Annotated in this window: 21 protein-coding genes; all 21 read left to right on the top strand. The window is 63.7% G+C overall.

What is annotated here, in order from left to right; genetic code table 11:
• Positions 1-54: 54 nt before the first annotated feature.
• Entirely contained in the window at positions 55-1272 is a 1218-nt protein-coding gene (locus WF331_RS00760; RefSeq protein ID WP_114941995.1) for a sensor histidine kinase, read from the top strand.
• The gene (locus tag WF331_RS00755; RefSeq protein ID WP_241799795.1) at positions 1272-2627 is read left to right on the top strand and encodes a sigma-54-dependent transcriptional regulator; all 1356 of its coding nucleotides are present in this window, start codon (positions 1272-1274) and stop codon (positions 2625-2627) included. The genes WF331_RS00760 and WF331_RS00755 overlap by 1 nt, the downstream gene beginning before the upstream one ends.
• Before the next feature lie 217 nt (positions 2628-2844).
• Positions 2845-3177, top strand: a complete 333-nt coding sequence (gene fliE / locus WF331_RS00750; protein WP_003254438.1) for a flagellar hook-basal body complex protein FliE — start codon at positions 2845-2847, stop codon at positions 3175-3177.
• Positions 3178-3192: 15 nt separating this feature from the next.
• Positions 3193-4971: a flagellar basal-body MS-ring/collar protein FliF gene (fliF, locus tag WF331_RS00745; protein WP_016498549.1), complete on the top strand. Its 1779-nt coding sequence runs from the start codon at positions 3193-3195 to the stop codon at positions 4969-4971.
• On the top strand, positions 4964-5983 hold the full coding sequence (gene fliG, locus WF331_RS00740; RefSeq protein WP_016488432.1) for a flagellar motor switch protein FliG: 1020 nt from the start codon (positions 4964-4966) through the stop codon (positions 5981-5983). Before fliF ends, fliG begins: the two co-directional genes overlap by 8 nt.
• Positions 5984-6161: 178 nt before the next feature.
• Positions 6162-6956: a flagellar assembly protein FliH gene (gene fliH / locus WF331_RS00735; protein ID WP_274138443.1), complete on the top strand. Its 795-nt coding sequence runs from the start codon at positions 6162-6164 to the stop codon at positions 6954-6956.
• Positions 6946-8301, top strand: a complete 1356-nt coding sequence (gene fliI, locus WF331_RS00730; protein ID WP_016498551.1) for a flagellar protein export ATPase FliI — start codon at positions 6946-6948, stop codon at positions 8299-8301. Before fliH ends, fliI begins: the two co-directional genes overlap by 11 nt.
• A 6-nt stretch (positions 8302-8307) precedes the next feature.
• Complete coding sequence (gene fliJ / locus WF331_RS00725) at positions 8308-8760, top strand: flagellar export protein FliJ (protein ID WP_016498552.1); 453 nt, start codon at positions 8308-8310, stop codon at positions 8758-8760.
• 123 nt (positions 8761-8883) lie between these two features.
• Positions 8884-9189 (top strand): STAS domain-containing protein, encoded by a 306-nt coding sequence (locus WF331_RS00720; protein WP_016498553.1) that lies wholly within the window; start codon positions 8884-8886, stop codon positions 9187-9189.
• An 8-nt stretch (positions 9190-9197) separates the two neighbouring features.
• Positions 9198-10889, top strand: a complete 1692-nt coding sequence (locus WF331_RS00715; RefSeq protein ID WP_340622572.1) for a fused response regulator/phosphatase — start codon at positions 9198-9200, stop codon at positions 10887-10889.
• A 48-nt stretch (positions 10890-10937) separates the two neighbouring features.
• A complete protein-coding gene (locus WF331_RS00710; RefSeq protein ID WP_016498555.1) occupies positions 10938-11285 on the top strand; it encodes an Hpt domain-containing protein in 348 nt (115 codons plus the stop codon).
• Positions 11286-11357: 72 nt separating this feature from the next.
• On the top strand, positions 11358-12614 hold the full coding sequence (locus WF331_RS00705; RefSeq protein WP_340622571.1) for a flagellar hook-length control protein FliK: 1257 nt from the start codon (positions 11358-11360) through the stop codon (positions 12612-12614).
• A 155-nt stretch (positions 12615-12769) separates the two neighbouring features.
• Entirely contained in the window at positions 12770-13267 is a 498-nt protein-coding gene (fliL, locus tag WF331_RS00700) for a flagellar basal body-associated protein FliL (RefSeq protein ID WP_016498557.1), read from the top strand.
• Positions 13268-13276: 9 nt separating this feature from the next.
• Positions 13277-14245, top strand: a complete 969-nt coding sequence (gene fliM, locus WF331_RS00695) for a flagellar motor switch protein FliM (RefSeq protein ID WP_013973595.1) — start codon at positions 13277-13279, stop codon at positions 14243-14245.
• Between the two features lie 47 nt (positions 14246-14292).
• Entirely contained in the window at positions 14293-14757 is a 465-nt protein-coding gene (fliN, locus tag WF331_RS00690) for a flagellar motor switch protein FliN (RefSeq protein ID WP_041167975.1), read from the top strand.
• A 12-nt stretch (positions 14758-14769) separates the two neighbouring features.
• The gene (gene fliO, locus WF331_RS00685) at positions 14770-15204 is read left to right on the top strand and encodes a flagellar biosynthetic protein FliO (protein ID WP_016498559.1); all 435 of its coding nucleotides are present in this window, start codon (positions 14770-14772) and stop codon (positions 15202-15204) included.
• Positions 15204-15971: a flagellar type III secretion system pore protein FliP gene (fliP, locus tag WF331_RS00680; RefSeq protein WP_016498560.1), complete on the top strand. Its 768-nt coding sequence runs from the start codon at positions 15204-15206 to the stop codon at positions 15969-15971. The genes fliO and fliP overlap by 1 nt, the downstream gene beginning before the upstream one ends.
• Positions 15972-15992: 21 nt before the next feature.
• Positions 15993-16262, top strand: a complete 270-nt coding sequence (gene fliQ / locus WF331_RS00675) for a flagellar biosynthesis protein FliQ (protein ID WP_012273497.1) — start codon at positions 15993-15995, stop codon at positions 16260-16262.
• Positions 16263-16269: 7 nt separating this feature from the next.
• Positions 16270-17046: a flagellar biosynthetic protein FliR gene (gene fliR / locus WF331_RS00670; RefSeq protein ID WP_016498561.1), complete on the top strand. Its 777-nt coding sequence runs from the start codon at positions 16270-16272 to the stop codon at positions 17044-17046.
• A gap of 2 nt (positions 17047-17048) precedes the next feature.
• Complete coding sequence (gene flhB / locus WF331_RS00665) at positions 17049-18191, top strand: flagellar biosynthesis protein FlhB (protein WP_016498562.1); 1143 nt, start codon at positions 17049-17051, stop codon at positions 18189-18191.
• A 223-nt stretch (positions 18192-18414) separates the two neighbouring features.
• Positions 18415-20544 carry a flagellar biosynthesis protein FlhA gene (flhA, locus tag WF331_RS00660; protein ID WP_059394799.1) on the top strand — a complete coding sequence of 710 codons (2130 nt, stop codon included), beginning with the start codon at positions 18415-18417 and terminating at the stop codon, positions 20542-20544.
• The last annotated feature ends 6 nt before the right edge of the window (positions 20545-20550 follow it).

Raw genomic sequence — 20550 nt, 5'->3', positions numbered from 1 at the left:
TACACCGCTGGCAACACACCGTTTTTATGACGGTCAGCCACGCGAGAGAGCACGATGCCCCAGGCCGCCCACGTAACCCGAGCCCCCGATCATCAGGGGCAGACCCCGATCGAGCAGGATAGCCACCAGGGTATCGAGCAGGCCTTCGCCCTGTTCAATCAGGTCTCCAGCCAACTCAGCCAGTCCTACAGCCTGCTCGAAGCCCGGGTCAGTGAGCTCAAGGGCGAGCTGGCCGTGGTCAGTGCCCAGCGCATCGAGGAACTGAGCGAAAAGGAACGCCTGGCCAACCGCCTGCAGAACCTGCTGGACCTGCTGCCTGGCGGGGTGATCGTGATCGATGGCCATGGCCTTGTACGTGAAGCCAACCCGGCTGCCTGCGAACTGCTCGGCGAACCGCTGATCGGCGAGTTATGGCGTCAGGTGATCGCCCGCAGCTTTGCGCCACGCAAGGACGATGGCCATGAAATCTCGCTGCGCGACGGCCGCCGGCTGTCCATCGCCACCCGCTCGCTGGATGCCGAACCCGGCCAGCTGGTGCTGCTCAACGACCTGACTGAAACCCGTCGCCTGCAAGACCAGCTGGCCCGCCACGAGCGCCTGTCGTCGCTGGGGCGCATGGTCGCCTCGCTGGCGCACCAGATCCGCACGCCGCTGTCGGCCGCCATGCTCTACGCCAGCCACCTCGCTGACAGCGAGCAACAACTGAGCCCGGAAACCCGCCAGCGTTTCGCCGGTACCTTGAAGGAGCGCCTGCACGAGCTGGAGCACCAGGTGCGTGACATGCTGGTGTTCGCCCGTGGCGAGTTGCCGCTGGGTGATCGTGTTACCCCAAAAGCCCTTTTCCAGGCCCTGCAGCAGGCGGCTCAGGCGCATGTGCAGGGGCACGCCGTGCGCTGGCAGTGTGACAGCCATCTCGGTGAGCTGCTGTGCAATCGTGACACCCTGGTCGGCGCCTTGCTCAACCTGATCGAAAATGCCCTGCAGGCCAGCGACGGCCCAGCGCGCCTGAAGGTGCACCTGTTCCGTCGCGAGCGCACCCTGCATCTGTGTGTCAGTGACGCCGGCAGCGGTATCGCCGCCGAGTTGTTGGCGCGCCTTGGCGAGCCGTTTCTCACCACCAAGGCCACTGGCACCGGCCTCGGCCTGGCGGTGGTCAAGGCTGTGGTGCGTGCACACCAGGGCGCTATCAGCCTGCGTTCGAAGGTGGGCCGAGGCACCTGCGTGCGGGTAGAGCTGCCGTTGATCGACGGGCAATTGGCGGAGGGGGTGTAATGGCAATCAAGGTGCTGCTGGTCGAGGACGACCGCGTATTGCGCCAAGCGCTGGGCGATACCCTGGAAATCGGCGGTTTCGCCTACCAGGCAGTGGGCAGTGCCGAAGAGGCGCTGGAGGCGGTGGTGGATGATGCCTTCAGCCTGGTGGTCAGCGATGTGAACATGCCCGGTATGGACGGGCATCAGTTGTTGAGCCAGTTGCGCCGCCAGCAACCTCAGCTGCCGGTGCTGTTGATGACGGCGCACGCCGCTGTCGAGCGTGCCGTCGAAGCAATGCGCCAAGGTGCTGCCGACTATCTGGTCAAACCGTTCGAGCCCAAGGCGCTGCTCAGCCTGGTCGAGCGGCATGCCGCCGGGCGGGTGTCCGCTGACGAGGGGCCGGTGGCCTGTGAGCCGGCCAGCCGCCAGTTGCTGGAGTTGGCCGCACGCGTGGCGCGCAGTGACTCGACCGTGCTGATTTCTGGTGAGTCCGGCACCGGGAAGGAAGTGCTGGCGCGCTACATTCACCAGCAGTCGCCGAGGGCGGCGCAGCCCTTCGTGGCCATCAACTGCGCGGCCATCCCCGACAACATGCTCGAAGCCACCCTGTTCGGCCATGAAAAGGGGGCGTTCACCGGTGCCATCGCCGCCCAGGCCGGCAAGTTCGAGCAGGCCGAAGGCGGCACCCTGCTGCTCGACGAAATCTCGGAAATGCCAATGGCCTTGCAGGCCAAGCTGCTGCGCGTGCTACAGGAGCGCGAAGTGGAACGGGTGGGCGGGCGCAAGCCGATCAGCCTGGACATCCGCGTGCTGGCCACCACCAACCGTGACCTGGCCGGGGAAGTGGCAGCCGGTCGCTTCCGTGAAGACCTGTTCTACCGCCTGTCAGTGTTCCCCCTGGCCTGGTGCCCGCTGCGTGAGCGCCCGGGCGACATCCTGCAACTGGCCGAGCGCCTGCTGGCCCGCCACGCGGTCAAGATGAAACACGCCCCGGTGCGCCTGTCGCCGCAGGCCCGGGCCTGCCTGCAGGCCTATGCCTGGCCGGGCAACGTGCGTGAACTGGACAACGCGCTTCAGCGGGCGCTGATCCTGCAGCAGGGTGGGGTGATCGAGGCGGCGGATTTTTGTCTGGCAGGCGCCATTCCCTTGTCGGCTGGCACGGGGCCATCAGTCGAAGCCACTGCCGAGGCCAGCGGGCTGGGCGATGACATGCGCCGCCATGAGTACCAGATGATCATCGATACCCTGCGCGCCGAGCGCGGTCGGCGCAAAGAGGCGGCCGAGCGCCTGGGCATCAGCCCGCGGACCCTGCGCTATAAGCTGGCGCAGATGCGCGATGCCGGGTTCGACGTCGAGGCCAGCCTGTTCGGCTGACACTCCGCCCGCAGAGGGCGCGATACCTGTGGGAGCGGGTTCACCCGCGAACACCGGCGAAGCCGGTGCCATATACCGAGTCGGATTCTTCGCGGGTGAACCCGCTCCCACAGGGGTTGTGTTGCCTGAACTATATAGGCTGGCACCTTTGTTGCTTTACGTAGGCTATTCGCCGCATGAGTGTCAAAAAAATGCGGCCGCAGGAGAGAGAAGGGTCATGAGCCAAGGTGTTGAATTCAATCGTCTGATGCTGGACATGCGGGCCATGCAGGCCGATGCAATGTCGCTGCCCAAGGTCACCGCCGCCCCCGAGCTGGCGCCGGGGCAGAGTACCTTTGCCGACATGCTTGGCCAGGCAATCGGCAAGGTGCATGAGACCCAGCAGGCCTCGACCCAGCTGGCCAATGCCTTCGAGATCGGCAAGAGCGGCGTCGACCTGACCGACGTGATGATCGCTTCGCAAAAGGCCAGTGTGTCGATGCAGGCCATGACCCAGGTACGCAACAAGCTGGTCCAGGCGTACCAGGACATCATGCAGATGCCGGTTTGAGGACGGACGTAGACCATGGCTGAAGCAGTCGTCGACAACCCCCCCGCCAAGACGGGCCCGGCAGCGGCCAAGCGCCCGCTGCCAGGTATGTCGTTCCTGGAAAACATCGCGCAGATGCCCATGCTGCGCCAAGTCGGCCTCATGGTCGGCCTGGCGGCCAGCGTGGCAATCGGCTTTGCCGTGGTGCTGTGGTCGCAACAACCCGATTACCGTCCGCTGTACGGCAGCCTGTCGGGCATGGACACCAAGCAGGTCATGGACACCCTGGGTGCTGCTGACATCCCCTATAACGTCGAGCCCAACTCCGGTGCTCTGCTGGTCAAGGCCGACGACCTCTCCCGTGCGCGCCTGAAACTGGCGGCCGCCGGCGTGGCGCCCAGCGATGGCAATGTCGGTTTCGAACTGCTCGACAAGGAGCAGGGGCTGGGCACCAGCCAGTTCATGGAAGCCACTCGCTACCGCCGCAGCCTGGAAGGCGAGCTGGCGCGTACCGTTTCCAGCCTGAACAACGTCAAGGCCGCACGCGTGCACCTGGCCATCCCGAAAAGCTCGGTGTTCGTGCGCGACGACCGCAAGCCTAGCGCCTCGGTACTGGTCGAGCTGTACCCGGGCCGTGCCCTGGAAGCCGGTCAGGTGTCGGCCATCGTCAACCTGGTGGCGACCAGTGTGCCGGAGCTGGACAAATCCCAGGTCACCGTGGTCGACCAGAAAGGTAACTTGCTGTCCGAGCAGCTGCAGGACTCCGCCCTGACCGAGGCCGGCAAGCAGTACGACTACAGCCGCCGTATGGAAAGCATGCTTACCCAGCGCGTGCGCAACATCTTGCAGCCTGTGCTGGGCAATGACCGATACAAGGCCGAAGTGTCTGCCGACCTGGACTTCAGTGCCGTCGAGTCGACTGCCGAGCAATTCAACCCCGACCAGCCGGCGTTGCGCAGCGAACAGTCGGTTGACGAGCAACGCGCCAGCAGCCAGGGCCCGCAAGGTGTGCCTGGTGCGCTGAGCAACCAGCCGCCAGGCGCCGCTTCGGCGCCGCAAACCACCGGTGGCGCCGCTACCCCGGCCGCAGCCATTCAGCCTGGCCAGCCGCTGGTGGATGCCAACGGCCAGCAGATCATGGACCCGGCCACCGGCCAGCCGATGCTCGCACCGTACCCGTCGGACAAACGCCAGCAAAGCACCAAGAACTTCGAGCTGGACCGCTCCATCAGCCACACCCGCCAGCAGCAGGGGCGCATGACCCGCCTGTCGGTGGCAGTGGTGGTAGACGACCAGGTCAAGATCGACCCGGCCACCGGCAACACCAGCCGTGCACCGTGGGCCGCCGAAGACCTGGCGCGCTTCACCCGCCTGGTGCAAGACGCGGTCGGCTTCGACGCCAGCCGTGGTGACAGCGTGACGGTGATCAACGTGCCATTTGCCGCCGACCGTAACGAAGAAATTGCCGATATCGCCTTCTACCAGCAGCCGTGGTTCTGGGACATCGTCAAGCAAGTGCTGGGCGTGGTGTTCATTCTGGTGCTGGTGTTCGGCGTGCTGCGGCCGGTGCTCAACAACATCACAGGGGGCGGCAAGCAGGCCGCTTCGGATAGCGACATGGAGCTGGGCGGCATGGTGGGGTTGGATGGCGAACTGGCCAACGACCGCGTCAGTCTGGGTGGCCCGACAAGCATTCTGCTGCCTAGCCCGAGCGAGGGTTACGAGGCACAGCTCAACGCAATCAAAGGCCTGGTGGCCGAAGACCCGGGCCGTGTAGCCCAGGTCGTCAAAGACTGGATCAACGCCGATGAGTGATAACCGAGCCGTTACCGCCAAGCTGAGCCGTGTCGACAAGGCGGCAATCCTGCTGCTTTCGTTGGGCGAGACCGATGCGGCCCAGGTGCTGCGCCACATGGGCCCCAAGGAAGTGCAGCGGGTGGGTGTGGCCATGGCGCAGATGGGTAATGTGCACCGTGACCAGGTCGAGCAGGTAATGAGCGAGTTCGTCGACATTGTCGGCGACCAGACCAGCCTGGGCGTGGGGTCCGATGCCTACATCCGCAAGATGCTCAACCAGGCCTTGGGCGAGGACAAGGCCAATGGCCTGGTCGACCGCATCCTGCTGGGTGGCAACACCAGTGGCCTGGACAGCCTGAAATGGATGGAACCGCGCGCGGTAGCCGACGTGATCCGCTACGAGCACCCGCAGATCCAGGCAATCGTGGTCGCTTACCTCGACCCTGACCAGGCCGGCGAAGTGCTGAGCAACTTCGACCACAAGGTGCGCCTGGACATCGTCTTGCGCGTGTCGTCGCTGAACACCGTGCAGCCGGCGGCGCTGAAAGAGTTGAACCAGATCCTCGAGAAGCAGTTCTCGGGCAACTCCAACGCCGCGCGCACCACCTTGGGCGGCATCAAGCGCGCTGCCGACATCATGAACTTCCTCGACAGCTCCGTGGAAGGTGCACTGATGGATGCGATCCGCGAAGTCGACAGCGACCTGTCGGAGCAGATCGAAGACCTGATGTTCGTCTTCAACAACCTGGCCGACGTCGACGACCGGGGTATTCAGGCGCTGCTGCGCGAAGTGTCGTCCGATGTGCTGGTGGTGTCGCTCAAGGGCGCCGACGAGCGGGTCAAGGACAAGATTTTCAAGAACATGTCCAAGCGTGCCTCCGAACTGCTGCGCGACGACCTGGAGGCCAAGGGGCCGGTCCGGGTCAGCGACGTGGAAACGGCGCAGAAGGAAATCCTCACCATCGCCCGCCGCATGGCCGAGGCCGGCGAGATCGTGCTCGGCGGCAAGGGTGCCGAGGAAATGATCTGATCCATCAGGCCAGGAAAAACTGGTGGGGCTGGTGCGGTAATTGTGGGAGCTGGCTTGCCGGCGATGAGGCCAGCCCAGGCAGAGTCGTTGCATGGCAAGGGCTGCGCCCTTGATCGCCGGCAAGCCAGCTCCCACAAGGCCCTTATGGGTCGAACATGCTTGTTGAGTACTTTAAAACATGTCCAGCAAAGAACATCACCCCAGCGACCTGATCCGCGCCCGCGACCTTGAGGGCGTGGACGTGTGGACGCTGCCCAGCTTCGACCCGGAGCCAGAGCCCGTACCCGAGCCTGAGCCGGAACCCGAGCCGGTCGAGGAAGAAATCGAGGAAGTGCCGCTGGAAGAAGTCCAGCCGCTCACCCTGGAAGAGCTCGAGGCCATCCGCCAGGAAGCCTACAACGAAGGTTTCGCCACCGGCGAGCGAGAGGGCTTTCACAGCACCCAGCTCAAGGTGCGCCAAGAGGCCGAAGCGGCCCTGAAGGCCAAGCTCGACAGCCTTGAGCAACTGATGGCCAACCTGATGGAGCCGATCGCCGAGCAAGACACGCAGATCGAGAAAACCCTTGTGCACCTGGTGGCGCACATGACTCGCCAGGTGATCGGCCGCGAATTGCACAACGACTCCAGCCAGATCACCCAGGTGCTGCGCGAAGCATTGAAGCTGCTGCCCATGGGCGCGGACAATATCCGCATCCACCTCAACCCGCAGGACTTCGAGCTGGCCAAGGCCCTGCGCGAACGCCATGAGGAAAACTGGCGGTTGCTGGAAGACAGCGCACTTCTGCCGGGGGGCTGCCGTATTGAAACTGCCCATAGCCGCATCGATGCGACCATGGAAACGCGCATCGAGAAAGCCGTGGCGCAGCTGTTCGACCAGTTGCATGACCATTCCCTGCACCCGGCGGCGCCAGACATGTCGGTAGACCTGGACGCCCCGGTCGAGCGTTCGGTGGAAAGCCCTGATGCGCCTTGACCGCACCAGCTTCGGCAAACGCCTGGGCAGTTATGCCGAGGCCATCGAGCTGCCGGCCCAGCCCATCGTCGAAGGCCGCCTGCTGCGCATGGTCGGGCTCACCCTGGAGGCCGAAGGCCTGCGTGCCGCGGTGGGAAGCCGCTGCCTGGTGATCAACGACGACAGCTACCACCCGGTCCAGGTAGAAGCCGAAGTCATGGGTTTTGCCGGGCCCAAGGTGTTCCTCATGCCCGTCGGCAGCATTGTCGGTATCGCCCCCGGCGCCCGGGTGGTGCCGCTGGATGACGGCGGCCGGCTGCCCATGGGCATGAGCATGCTCGGCCGTGTGCTGGACGGCGCGGGGCGTGCGCTGGATGGCAAGGGCGGGATGAAGGCCGAGGACTGGGTGCCGATGGACGGCCCGGTGATCAACCCGCTCAACCGTGATCCCATCAGCAAGCCGCTGGACGTGGGCATCCGCAGTATCAATGGCCTGCTGACCGTCGGTCGCGGCCAGCGCCTTGGCCTGTTTGCCGGTACTGGCGTAGGTAAGTCGGTGTTGCTGGGCATGATGACCCGCTTCACCGAAGCCGAAATCATCGTGGTTGGCCTGATCGGTGAGCGGGGCCGTGAGGTGAAGGAGTTCATCGAGCACATCCTGGGTGAAGAGGGCCTCAAGCGTTCGGTAGTGGTGGCTTCGCCTGCCGACGATGCGCCGCTGATGCGCCTGCGCGCTGCCATGTATTGCACGCGCATCGCCGAGTACTTCCGCGACAAGGGCAAGAACGTGCTGTTGCTGATGGACTCGCTCACCCGTTTCGCCCAGGCCCAGCGTGAAATTGCCCTGGCCATCGGCGAGCCGCCGGCCACCCGGGGTTACCCGCCGTCTGTATTCGCCAAGCTTCCCAAGCTGGTGGAGCGAGCGGGCAATGGCGAGGCGGGTGGTGGTTCGATTACCGCGTTCTACACCGTGTTGTCCGAAGGTGATGACCAGCAGGACCCGATCGCCGACTCGGCGCGCGGTGTGCTCGACGGCCACTTCGTGCTGTCGCGCCGGCTGGCCGAAGAGGGGCATTATCCGGCCATCGACATCGAAGCCTCGATCAGCCGGGTGATGCCCCAGGTGGTCGATGCCGACCACTTGCGCCAGGCGCAGAAGTTCAAGCAATTGTGGTCGCGCCTGTCGCAAAGCCGCGACCTGATCAGCGTGGGCGCCTATGTGGCCGGCGGCGACCCGGAAACCGACCTGGCCATTGCCTTGCAATCGAAGCTGGTGGAGTTTCTGCGCCAAGGCCTGCAGGAGAATGTGGGCATGGCGCAGAGCCGCGAACAGCTGGGGGCGATCTTCACGCCCCCGGCGGGCTGATAGGCCATGGCGCTGCCCGGACGCGCTGCGCGCCTGGCGCCGGTGGTGGACATGGCCGAGGAAGCCGAGCGCAAGGCAGCCCAGCGCCTGGGGCATTTCCAGCAGCAGGTGGCCACCTCCCAGGCCAAGCTGGCCGAACTCGAACGGTTTCGTGAGGATTACCAGCTGCAGTGGATCAACCGCGGCGGGCAGGGGGTCAATGGCAGCTGGCTGGTCAACTACCAGCGTTTTCTGGGGCAGCTGGAAACGGCCATGACCCAGCAGCGCCAGAGCCTGGTGTGGCACCAGAACAACCTCAACAACGCCCGTGGCACCTGGCAGCAGGCCTATGCCCGGGTAGAGGGTTTGCGCAAGCTGGTGCAGCGCTACATGGACGAAGCCCGGCGCGCCGAGGACAAGCGTGAGCAGCGGTTGCTGGACGAGCTGTCGCAGCGCTTGCCCCGGCAAAACCATTTCTGATCCTGTCTTGCACCATCAATCAGGGGGCCGCATCGCCTGCTGGAACCATGTGCTTGCCACCCATGCCATCGCCTGCTAAACCTTAATGGAGTTGCATCCGCCATCATCGAAGGAATCGCTAGCATGGCAGTCGAGACTGATTTTTCGCGGGAAGGGAATAAGCTGACGATCAAGATCAAGGGGCGCTTCGATTTCGGCAAACATCAGGAGTTTCGTGACGCCTACGAACGCCAGCCCTATCGGCCCGATTCGGTAATCGTCGACCTGAAGGACACCACCTACCTCGACAGTTCTGCGCTCGGCATGTTGCTGTTGCTGAGGGACCATGCGGGCGGCGATGAGTCGGATGTGCGCGTGGTGCACGCCAGCTCCGATGTACGCAAGATCCTCGCCATCTCCAATTTCGAAAAACTGTTCGACATCAGTTGAGCGCCGACATGCCGCCCCAACAGGCGTTGACCGTGCTGGTCGCCGAAGACGGGGCCGCCGACAGAATGCTGCTGGCGCAGATCGTGCGCCGCCAGGGCCATCAGGTATTCACCGCAGAAAACGGCGAGCAGGCGGTGGCGCTGTTCGTCGAGCGGCGCCCGCAGCTGGTGCTGCTGGATGCACTGATGCCGGTGATGGATGGCTTCGAGGCGGCGCGGCAGATCAAGGCCCTGGCCGGCGAGGCGCTGGTGCCGATCATTTTCCTGACGTCGCTGAATGAGGAGGAGGGCCTGGTGCGCTGCCTGGAGGCCGGGGGCGATGACTTCATGGCCAAGCCCTACAGTGCGGTGATCCTCGGCGCCAAGATCCGCGCCATGGACCGCCTGCGCCGGTTGCAGGCTACCGTGCTGGAGCAGCGTGACCAGATTACCCGGCACCACCACCACCTGCTCAACGAGCAGCGGGTTGCCAAGGCGGTGTTCGACAAGGTGGCCCACTCCGGCTGCCTTTCTGCCCCCAACATCCGCTACCTGCAATCGCCCTATGCGCTGTTCAACGGCGACCTGATGCTGGCCGCGTTCACCCCGGCCGGTGACATGCGTGTGCTGCTTGGCGATTTCACCGGCCATGGTCTGCCAGCGGCGGTAGGGGCGATGCCGCTGGCTGAAGTGTTCTACGGCATGACCGCCAAGGGCTACGGCATGGCGCAGATCCTGCGCGAGATGAACGCCAAGCTCAAACGTATCCTGCCGGTGGACATGTTCTGCTGTGCACTGCTGCTCGACCTCAGCTTGCAGCGCGGTTCGGTCGAGGTGTGGAACGGGGGCATGCCCGATGGCTATCGCCTGTCGGTAAGTGGCCATGTGCTATCATCACTGAGCTCTCGGCACCTGCCGCTGGGTATCCTGGCTGCAGAGCGTTTCGATGACAGCACTGAAGTGCTGCCGTTGGCACCGGGCGAGCGCTTGTTGCTGTTGTCGGACGGCGTGCTGGACACCGCCGATGACCAGGAACGGTTATTCGGCGTGGAGCGTTTGCGTGCGGTGCTGGCCGCCAATCGCGACCCTGCGCAGCTGTTCGATGAAGTCATGCAGGCGCTGGAGCAATTTGGCGGGCACCCGCGTGATGACATCAGCCTGTGCGACATCCGCATGTTCAGCGCGGAGGAGCGGGTGCCGGCGCCGATGATCTACTCTGATAGCGGCCGTTCCAGCCCGCTGGACTGGTCGCTGGGGTTCGAGGTGCGTGGCGAGAGCCTCAAACGCTTCAACCCGGTGCCGTATCTGGTGCAGTTGTTGCAAGAAATCCACGGCCTGCGGGCGCGGACCGGTAGCCTGCACGCGGTGCTCAGCGAGCTGTATTCCAATGCGCTGGAGCATGGGGTGCTGGGCCTGGACTCGCAGCTCAAGCGCGATGTGCAGGGGTTCGCCGACTATTATCAGGAGCGCGCCCGGCGGCTGGGTGCGTTGAGCGACGGTTCCGTGCGCATCGACTTGAGGGTTGAACCGCACGCCGAGGGTGGGCGTCTGATGATCGAGGTGCTCGACAGTGGCGCCGGGTTCGATGTGCAGCGTGTGCTGTCGCGGCCGTCGCTGGCGCAGGGCCTGAGCGGGCGTGGCCTGAACCTGATTCAGCGGCTGGCCAGCAATGCCCGCTGGAGCGAAGGCGGGCGTTGCGCACATGTGGAGTTCGTATGGTGAGCCACAGGTTGGCTCGGGCATAATCTGGCTTGATCAAGGAGTGAACAAGTGACTGACATGCATATTGACCACAAGGTCCTCAGTGACCTGCGTGAAGTCATGGAGGATGGCTACCTGCAGTTGGTGCAAACCTTTCTCGACGACTCTGAACGGCGCCTGAGCCAGCTGCACGCGGCCAAAAGCGCCGAAGAGCTTGGTGCGGCCGCCCACAGCTTCAAGGGCAGCAGCAGCAACATGGGCGCCGTGGCCTTGGCTTGCCTGTGCCAGCAACTGGAAGACCGCGCGCGGCAGCGCCCGCTCTATGGGATCGAAGACTTGATCAACCGCATCGATCTGGAATACGTCGAGGTGCAGCACTTCTACCGCGATGAGCAGCAGCGTATTTCTGCAGGCTGATGTGTGAGTTGGCGCGAGTCTTGCTTTTCTCCGGCTGGATGATCTTTCTGTTCCTGGCGCGGAGACCGCTCGATGCCTGTCGCACCCAACCCTTTGTTGCAAGCCAACGCCATTAAAAGCACCTCGCGTTCGGCCAGCGCGCAGGCGGATAAACCGCTGCAGGCGCTGGGTGACAAGGGCGACGGCTTTGGCCAGGTGATGGCCAGGCAGGGGCGTGATAAGGCCGTCGGGCAGGATGACAAGGCTGCCCCGGCCAAGCTCAAGGACAAACCTGAGGCGGCAGCGGGTGGCAAGAAAGACCCCGCCGACAGAACTGCGGTTGCCGATGACGGCAACAAATTGCCAGCTGACGACGCGGCCCAGGCCGATACCGGGCTGCGTGATGCCAGCCTGGTGGCCGGCCAGGTCACCGACGCCCAGCCTGGTGCGCAACTGATCCAGGCCCAGGCCGAGGCCGTTGCGCCGGTACTGCAGGCCGCCACGGCGCAGGTTGCTGCGCTGCCCGAAGAACCCGCTGCCGAAGAAGCCTTCGACCCCGATGCCGACCCGTTGGCTAACCTGCCAACCCTGCGGCTGGCCTTGGAGCACAGCGCCCAGGCCAAGGGTGGCACCTCGGCACATGCGCTGGATCCGTCCCAGGCCGAGGGTGAAGATGGGCAGGCAGCCGTCAATACCTTGGCGAATCTGGTGGAAAATGCCGAGGGTGAAGCAGGTGAGCCGGGCGACAAAGCCTTTGGTGCCTTGCTTGAAGATGGCCTGAAAGACAGCAAGAGTGCCAGCAGCGACACCCGTATCGATGATTTCGCCAATCGCCTCGCCAGCCTGACCCAGGCTGCCACGGCCAAGACCGCCAACGCCGTGCCGGCCAATGCCAGCCCGTTGCACCAGCCATTGCCGATGAACCAGGGTGCCTGGGCCGAGGGCCTGGTCAACCGGGTCATGTACCTGTCCAGCCAGAACCTCAAGTCGGCGGATATCCAGTTGGAGCCGGCGGAGCTGGGCCGCCTGGACATTCGCGTCAATGTTGCGACGGACCAGTCGACCCAGGTCACCTTCATCAGCGGTCACGCCGGTGTGCGTGATGCCCTCGACAGCCAGGTGCACCGCCTGCGCGAACTGTTCGCCCAGCAGGGGTTGGCCCAGCCGGATGTCAACGTGGCCGACCAGTCGCGCGGGCAGCAACAGCAGCAGGGGCAGGCGCAGGGCAGCAACCTGTCGGGGGTGGCGGCGCGCCAGGCGGAGCAGGGCGGGGGCGAGCCCGTCGAAGGCACCCGGCCTGTGGAGCAGCAGGTGGTTGTTGGCGACAGTGCGGTTGATTACTACGCCTGACCTTCATTTGCAGTGTCGGCCTCTTCGCGGGCGTGCCCGCGAAGAAGGCAGCACCGCAAAACCTGCTGGAACCCATCGTCTGCAAAATCTGGCATAACACTTGCTCAAGCCAAGCCATCCACCTTTGAACCCCCGATGGACGACGGATTATTGGCATGGCGAAGAGCGAAGCAGTCAAAGACCCCGCCACTAAAGGCAAACTCAAACTGATCCTGCTGGCCGTCGTAGGCCTGTTGCTGGCGATCGGCCTTTCGGTGGGCGCTACCTGGTTCATCATGCACAAGAGCGATTCGGCCCCGGCCGCCGAGCCTGTGGCCGGCAACGTCAAGCCAGCAGCGATCTACGAGGCGCTGACCCCGGCATTTGTGGTGAATTTCAACCAGAACGGCCGCCAGCGCTACATGCAGCTGAGCATCACCATGCAGGCGCGCAACCAGGCCGACCTGGATGCCCTGAAGGTGCACATGCCGGTGATCCGCAACAACCTGGTGATGATGTTCTCCGGGCAGGGTTTCGACACCCTGGCCAGCAGTCCGGTCGGGCAGGAGATGTTGCGCCAGAAGGCGACCGCAGTGGTTCAGGAAGTGGCGCAGAAGGAAGTCGGCAAGCCGGTCATCGACCAGTTGCTGTTCACCAATTTCGTATTGCAGTAGGAGTCCGCAATGGCCGTACAGGACCTGCTGTCCCAGGATGAAATCGATGCCCTGTTGCACGGCGTCGACGACGGGCTGGTGCAGACCGAAAGTGCATCCGAGCCTGGCAGTATCAAAAGCTACGACCTGACCAGTCAGGACCGTATCGTACGGGGTCGCATGCCGACCCTGGAAATGATCAACGAGCGCTTCGCCCGTTACACCCGCATCAGCATGTTCAACCTGCTGCGCCGTTCCGCCGACGTGGCCGTGGGTGGCGTACAGGTGATGAAGTTCGGCGAATACGTGCACTCGCTGTACGTGCCGACCAGCCTCAACCTGGTCAAGATCAAGCCGCTGCGCGGCACCTCGCTGTTCATCCTCGATGCCAAGCTGGTGTTCAAGCTGGTGGACAACTTCTTCGGTGGCGATGGCCGCCACGCCAAGATCGAAGGCCGCGAGTTCACCCCTACCGAGCTGCGCGTGGTGCGCATGGTGCTGGACCAGTGTTTCGTCGACCTCAAGGAAGCCTGGCAGGCAATCATGCCGGTCACCTTCGAGTACATGAACTCCGAGGTCAACCCGGCCATGGCCAACATCGTCGGCCCCAGCGAAGCAGTGGTGGTGTCCACCTTCCACATCGAACTGGACGGTGGCGGCGGCGACCTGCACGTGACCATGCCGTACTCGATGATCGAGCCGGTGCGGGAAATGCTCGATGCCGGGTTCCAGTCCGACCTGGACGACCAGGATGAGCGCTGGGTCAAGGCCCTGCGCGAGGACGTGCTGGATGTGGCCGTGCCGCTGACCGCCACGGTCGCCCGCCGCCAGCTGAAGCTGCGCGACATCCTGCACATGCAGCCCGGTGACGTGATCCCGGTGGAGCTGCCCGAGCACCTGGTGCTGCGCGCCAACGGTGTGCCGTCGTTCAAGGCGCGGCTGGGTTCGCACAAGGGCAACCTGGCCCTGCAGATCATCGACCCGATCGAACGCCGCTGACGGCGTGCCGGTCGCTCATAACGAATTGAATGCCTGTCGAGGAAACCATGGCTAACGAAAACGAGATCACCTCCGCAGAGGACCAGGCGCTGGCCGATGAGTGGGCTGCAGCCCTTGAGGAAACCGGCTCGGCCGGGCAGGCCGACATCGATGCGCTGCTGGGCGGTGACACCGGCAACGGCGGCGCTGGCCGCATGCCGATGGAAGAATTCGCCAGCTCGCCGAAGCCGAACGAAAACGTCAGCCTCGAAGGCCCGAACCTGGACGTGATCCTGGACATCCCGGTGAACATCTCCATGGAAGTGGGCAGCACCGAGATCAACATTCGCAACCTGCTGCAACTCAACCAGGGCTCGGTGATCGAGCTGGACCGCCTGGCTGGCGAGCCGCTCGATGTGCTGGTCAATGGCACGCTGATCGCCCATGGCGAAGTGGTAGTGGTCAACGAGAAGTTCGGCATTCGCCTGACCGACGTGATCAGCCCCAGCGAACGTATCAAGAAGCTGCGCTGAGTGAAGGGCCCGATGCGCGCCATTGCGGCGTTCGCTGCACTGCTGGCCAGCCAGGTGTGCCTGGCCGCGGCCACGCCAACGGCGACCCCGGCGACGGCGCCTGGCAGCCTTGGCGGCCAGTTGGCGCAGATGGTCTTCGGCCTGCTGCTGGTGGTGGGCCTGATTTTCTTCCTGGCGTGGGTGCTGCGGCGTATGCAAAGCACGGCGGTGAAGGGCGGGCAGGTGATCGAGATCGTCGGCAGCCGGGCCATCGGCCCGCGTGACCGCCTGCTGCTGGTGCAGGTGGGCAAGGAGCAGATCCTGATTGGCCACACTCCCGGTAGCATCGAGGCCTTGCATGTGCTGGCCGAACCTGTGGAAGTGCCGGCTGGCGCACGTCAGGCAACGCCGGAATTTGCCCAGCGGCTGATGGAGCTGATGGGCAAGGACCCTAAGGACAAGTTGTGATGAGCGGCCCGCTGCGTACGTTGTTGAACTCTTTATTGGGTGTGGCGCTGCTGCTGGCTGCGCCGCTCGCCCTGGCCGCCGACCCGTTGTCGATCCCGGCCATTACCCTGTCCAACGGGGCGGACGGGCAGCAGGAGTATTCGGTCAGCCTGCAGATTCTGCTGATCATGACGGCGCTCAGCTTCATCCCGGCGTTCGTCATCCTGATGACCAGCTTTACCCGCATCATCATCGTGTTCTCGATCCTGCGCCAGGCCCTGGGCCTGCAGCAGACGCCGTCGAACCAGATTCTGACCGGCATGGCGCTGTTCCTGACCATGTTCATCATGGCACCGGTGTTCGACCGGGTGAACTCGGACGCCCTGCAGCCGTACCTCAAGGAGCAGATGACCGCCCAGCAGGCCATCGACAAGGCCCAGGTGCCGCTAAAGGACTTCATGCTGGCGCAAACCCGGCAAAGCGACCTCGACCTGTTCATGCGCCTGTCCAAGCGCACCGACATTGCCGGCCCCGACCAGGTGCCGCTGACGATCCTGGTGCCGGCATTCGTCACCTCCGAGCTGAAAACCGCGTTCCAGATCGGTTTCATGATCTTCATCCCGTTCCTGATCATCGACATGGTGGTGGCGAGTGTGCTGATGGCCATGGGTATGATGATGCTGTCGCCGCTGATCATCTCACTGCCTTTCAAGATCATGCTGTTCGTGCTGGTGGATGGCTGGGCGCTGATCATGGGTACCTTGGCCAGCAGTTTCGGCGGCGTCTGACGCCGTCAAGGAGAGCCGCCGATGACACCTGAAGTAGCTGTCGACCTGTTCCGTGATGCCCTGTGGCTGACCACTCTGATGGTCGCTGTGCTGGTGGTGCCGAGCCTGTTGGTGGGGCTGGTGGTTGCGATGTTCCAGGCTGCCACCCAGATCAACGAACAGACCCTGAGCTTTCTGCCGCGTCTGCTGGTGATGCTGATCACGCTGATCGTCGCCGGGCCATGGCTGGTGCAGAAGTTCATGGAGTACATCACCACCCTCTACACCAACATCCCGCAGCTGATCGGTTGACGCGGATATGCTGGAGCTGACCGACGCGCAGATCGGCACTTGGGTTGCCACCTTCATCCTGCCGTTGTTCAGGGTGACTGCGGTGCTGATGACCATGCCGATCCTTGGCACACGCATGCTGCCGGCGCGGGTGCGCCTGTACGTGGCGGTGGCCATTACCGTGGTGATCGTGCCGGCGCTGCCGCCGTTGCCTGAATTCGACCCGTTGAGCCTGCGCGGCCTGCTGCTGTGCGCCGAACAGATCATCGTTGGTGCGCTGTTCGGCCTGGCCTTGCAGTTGTTGTTCCAGGCTTTCGTGATCGCCGGGCAGGTCGTCGCGGTGCAGATGGGCATGGCCTTCGCCTCGATGGTCGATCCCGCCAACGGCGTTAACGTCACGGTCATCAGCCAGTTCATGACCATGCTGGTGAGCGTGCTGTTCCTGTTGATGAACGGCCACCTGGTGGTGTTCGAGGTGCTGACCGAAAGTTTTACCACCTTGCCGGTGGGCAATGCGCTGGTGGTCAACCAGTTCTGGGAGCTGGCCGGGCGGCTGGGTTGGGTATTTTCTGCCGGCCTGTTGCTGATCCTGCCGGTGATCGCTGCGTTGCTGGTGGTGAACATTGCCTTCGGCGTGATGACCCGCGCCGCGCCGCAGTTGAACATCTTCTCCATTGGCTTTCCGCTGACCCTGGTCATGGGCATGTTCATTTTCTGGGTCGGCCTGGCCGATGTGCTGTCCCACTACCAGGCATTGGCCAGCGAAGCGCTGCAATGGCTGCGTGAACTGGCGAGGGCGCGCTGAGCATGGCAGAAAGCGAGAGCGGTCAGGACAAGACAGAAGACCCCACCGACAAGCGCAAGCGCGATGCCCGCGAGAAAGGCGAGATCGCCCGCTCCAAGGAGCTGAACACGGTGGCGGTGACCCTGGCTGGCGCGGGTGGCCTGCTGGCATTCGGCGGTCATATGGCTGAGACGTTGCTGAGCATCATGCGCATCAACTTCAGCCTGACCCGCGACATCATTGTCGACGAGCGAGCCATGGGCGCCTTCCTGCTGGCCTCGGGCAAGATGGCAATATGGGCGGTGCAGCCGGTGCTGATCCTGCTGTTCGTGATTTCCTTCGTGGCACCAATTGCCCTCAGTGGTTTCCTGTTCTCTGGCAGCCTGCTGCAGCCAAAATTCAGCCGCATGAACCCACTGGCAGGGCTCAAGCGCATGTTCTCCATGCATGGCCTGACCGAGCTGCTCAAGGCGCTGGCCAAGTTTTTCGTGATCCTGGCGGTGGCGGTGGTGGTGCTGATCAACGACCGCCAGGCATTGCTGTCGATTGCCAACGAACCGCTGGAGCAGGCGATCATTCACAGCCTGCAGGTGGTGGGCTGGAGTGCGCTGTGGATGTCGGCCGGGTTGCTGCTGATCGCGGCGGCGGATGTGCCCATCCAGCTGTACCAGACGCACAAGAAAATGAAGATGACCAAGCAGGAAGTGCGCGACGAGTACAAGGACAGCGAGGGCAAGCCCGAGGTCAAACAGCGCATTCGCCAGCTGCAGCGCGAGATGTCGCAGCGGCGCATGATGGCAGCGGTGCCGCAGGCCGATGTGATCATCACCAACCCGACGCACTATGCGGTGGCCCTGCAGTACGACCCGGAGAAGGGCGGGGCGGCGCCGTTGCTGCTGGCCAAGGGTACCGACTTCATGGCCTTGAAGATTCGGGAGATTGGCGTTGAGCACAAGATCCAGATCCTCGAATCGCCGGCGCTGGCGCGGGCGATCTACTACTCCACCGAGCCAGAGCAGGAGATCCCCGCCGGCTTGTACCTGGCCGTGGCGCAGGTGCTGGCCTATGTGTTCCAGATCCGTCAGTACCGCGCTGGCAGGGGCAAGCGGCCAGAGCCGTTGAAAGAAGACCTGCCGATCCCACCGGACCTGCGTCGCGACAGTTGACCTCTTGTTATCCTTAAAGGCGGCGCGGTGCCTGTAGGAGCAGCCTTGCGCTGCGAAGAGGCCGGTAAGGCTGAAGTTGATCTTCGCTTGCAATGGCCTCTTCGCAGCACAAGGCTGCTCCTGCAAAAACAGCATCCTCTCCCGAGCAAAGTTGGAAGGCTTCTTGCAAAGCCACGCCCAGGCGCCCCCTGGGCGTCAAAGTTTTGCATCAAGAGGACTCGCGGTGGATCGCACTCAGTTAATCAGCAACGCCCGCAACAACCTGGCCGGTCTCGGCCGGGGCAACCTGGGCGTGCCGCTGCTGCTGCTGGTGATGTTGGCAATGATGATGTTGCCGATACCACCGTTCCTGCTCGACGTGTTCTTCACCTTCAACATCGCCCTGTCGATCGTGGTGCTGCTGGTGTGCGTGTACGCCTTGCGCCCGCTGGACTTCGCCGCATTTCCCACCATCCTGCTGGTGGCCACGCTGCTGCGCCTGGCCCTGAACGTGGCGTCCACCCGCGTGGTCATGCTGCATGGCCAGGAGGGCCACGGCGCTGCCGGTAAGGTGATCCAGGCCTTCGGCGAGGTGGTGATCGGCGGCAACTACGTGGTCGGTGCGGTGGTGTTCGCCATCCTCATGATCATCAACTTCGTGGTAGTGACCAAGGGCGCCGGGCGTATCTCCGAAGTGAGCGCGCGCTTCACCCTCGATGCCATGCCCGGCAAGCAGATGGCCATCGATGCCGACCTCAACGCCGGCTTGATCGACCAGGCCCAGGCCAAGCACCGCCGTACCGAAGTGGCGCAAGAGGCGGAGTTCTACGGCTCGATGGACGGTGCCAGCAAGTTTGTCCGCGGTGATGCCATCGCCGGCCTGCTGATCCTGTTCATCAACCTGATCGGCGGCATGCTGATCGGCATGTTGCAGCACGGCATGAGCTTTGGCGATGCCGGCAAGGTATACGCCCTGCTGACCATCGGTGACGGTTTGGTGGCGCAATTGCCATCACTGCTGCTGTCCACCGCCGCCGCGATCATGGTCACCCGCGCCTCGGGCTCCGAGGACATGGGCAAGCTGATCAACCGGCAGATGTTCGATTCGCCCAAGGCCCTGGCGGTGTCCGGCGGGCTGATGATCGTCATGGGGCTGGTGCCGGGCATGCCGCATGTGGCCTTCCTCAGCCTTGGCCTGCTGGCCTGCGGCGGCGCCTACCTGGTGTGGAAGAAGCAGAACAAGGTGAAGCTGGAGGCGCTACAAGAGGCGCAGCGCCAGCAAGACCTGTTGCCCTCGCCGCAGCGCGCGCTTGATACCAAGGAGCTGGGCTGGGACGACGTGACGCCCATCGACATGATCGGCCTGGAAGTCGGTTACCGGCTGATCCCGCTGGTCGACCGCAACCAGGGCGGCCAGTTGCTGGCGCGGATCAAGGGTGTGCGCAAGAAGCTGTCCCAGGACCTGGGTTTCCTCATGCCCACCGTGCACATTCGTGACAACCTCGACCTGCAGCCCAGCGCCTATCGCCTGACACTGATGGGGGTGATCCTGGCCGAAGCGGAGATTTACCCGGACCGGGAGCTGGCGATCAACCCCGGGCAAGTGTTCGGCACCCTGAACGGCATTGCCGCGCGTGACCCGGCGTTTGGCCTGGAGGCGGTGTGGATCGACGTCGGCCAGCGTTCCCAGGCGCAGTCGCTGGGCTACACCGTGGTCGACGCAAGCACCGTGGTGGCCACCCACCTCAACCAGATCCTGCAGAAGCACTGCCATGAGCTGATTGGCCACGAAGAGGTTCAGCAACTGCTGCAGGTGCTGTCCAAGGCATCGCCTAAACTTGCAGAAGAGCTGGTGCCGGGTGTCATTTCCTTGTCGGGCCTGCTCAAGGTGCTGCAAGCGCTGTTGTCGGAACAGGTGCCGGTGCGCGATATTCGCAGTATTGCCGAAGCCATCGCCAACAACGCTGGCAAGAGTCAAGATACCGCCGCGCTGGTGGCGGTAGTACGCGTCGGATTGTGTCGCGCCATCGTGCAAAGCATTGTCGGCGTTGAGTCGGAGCTGCCAGTGATTACCCTGGAGCCAAGGTTGGAACAGATTTTGCTCAATAGTCTGCAAAGGGCCGGGCAGGGTCAGGAAGATGGTGTTCTTCTGGAGCCGAGCATGGCCGAGAAGCTGCAACGTTCGCTGATCGAAGCGGCCCAGCGCCAGGAAATGCAGGGCCAGCCGGCCATCCTGCTGGTCGCCGGCCCGATCCGCGCCATGCTGTCGCGTTTCGGTCGCCTGGCTGTACCGAATTTGCATGTTCTGGCGTATCAGGAAATACCGGACAACAAGCAAGTCACCATCGTTGCCACCGTGGGCCCTAACGGCTGAGGTAGT

It is taken from the genome of Pseudomonas sp. YNh, from assembly GCF_037993085.1.
GTDB lineage: Bacteria > Pseudomonadota > Gammaproteobacteria > Pseudomonadales > Pseudomonadaceae > Aquipseudomonas > Aquipseudomonas putida.
This window is presented reverse-complemented; position numbering and strand designations above follow the sequence as displayed.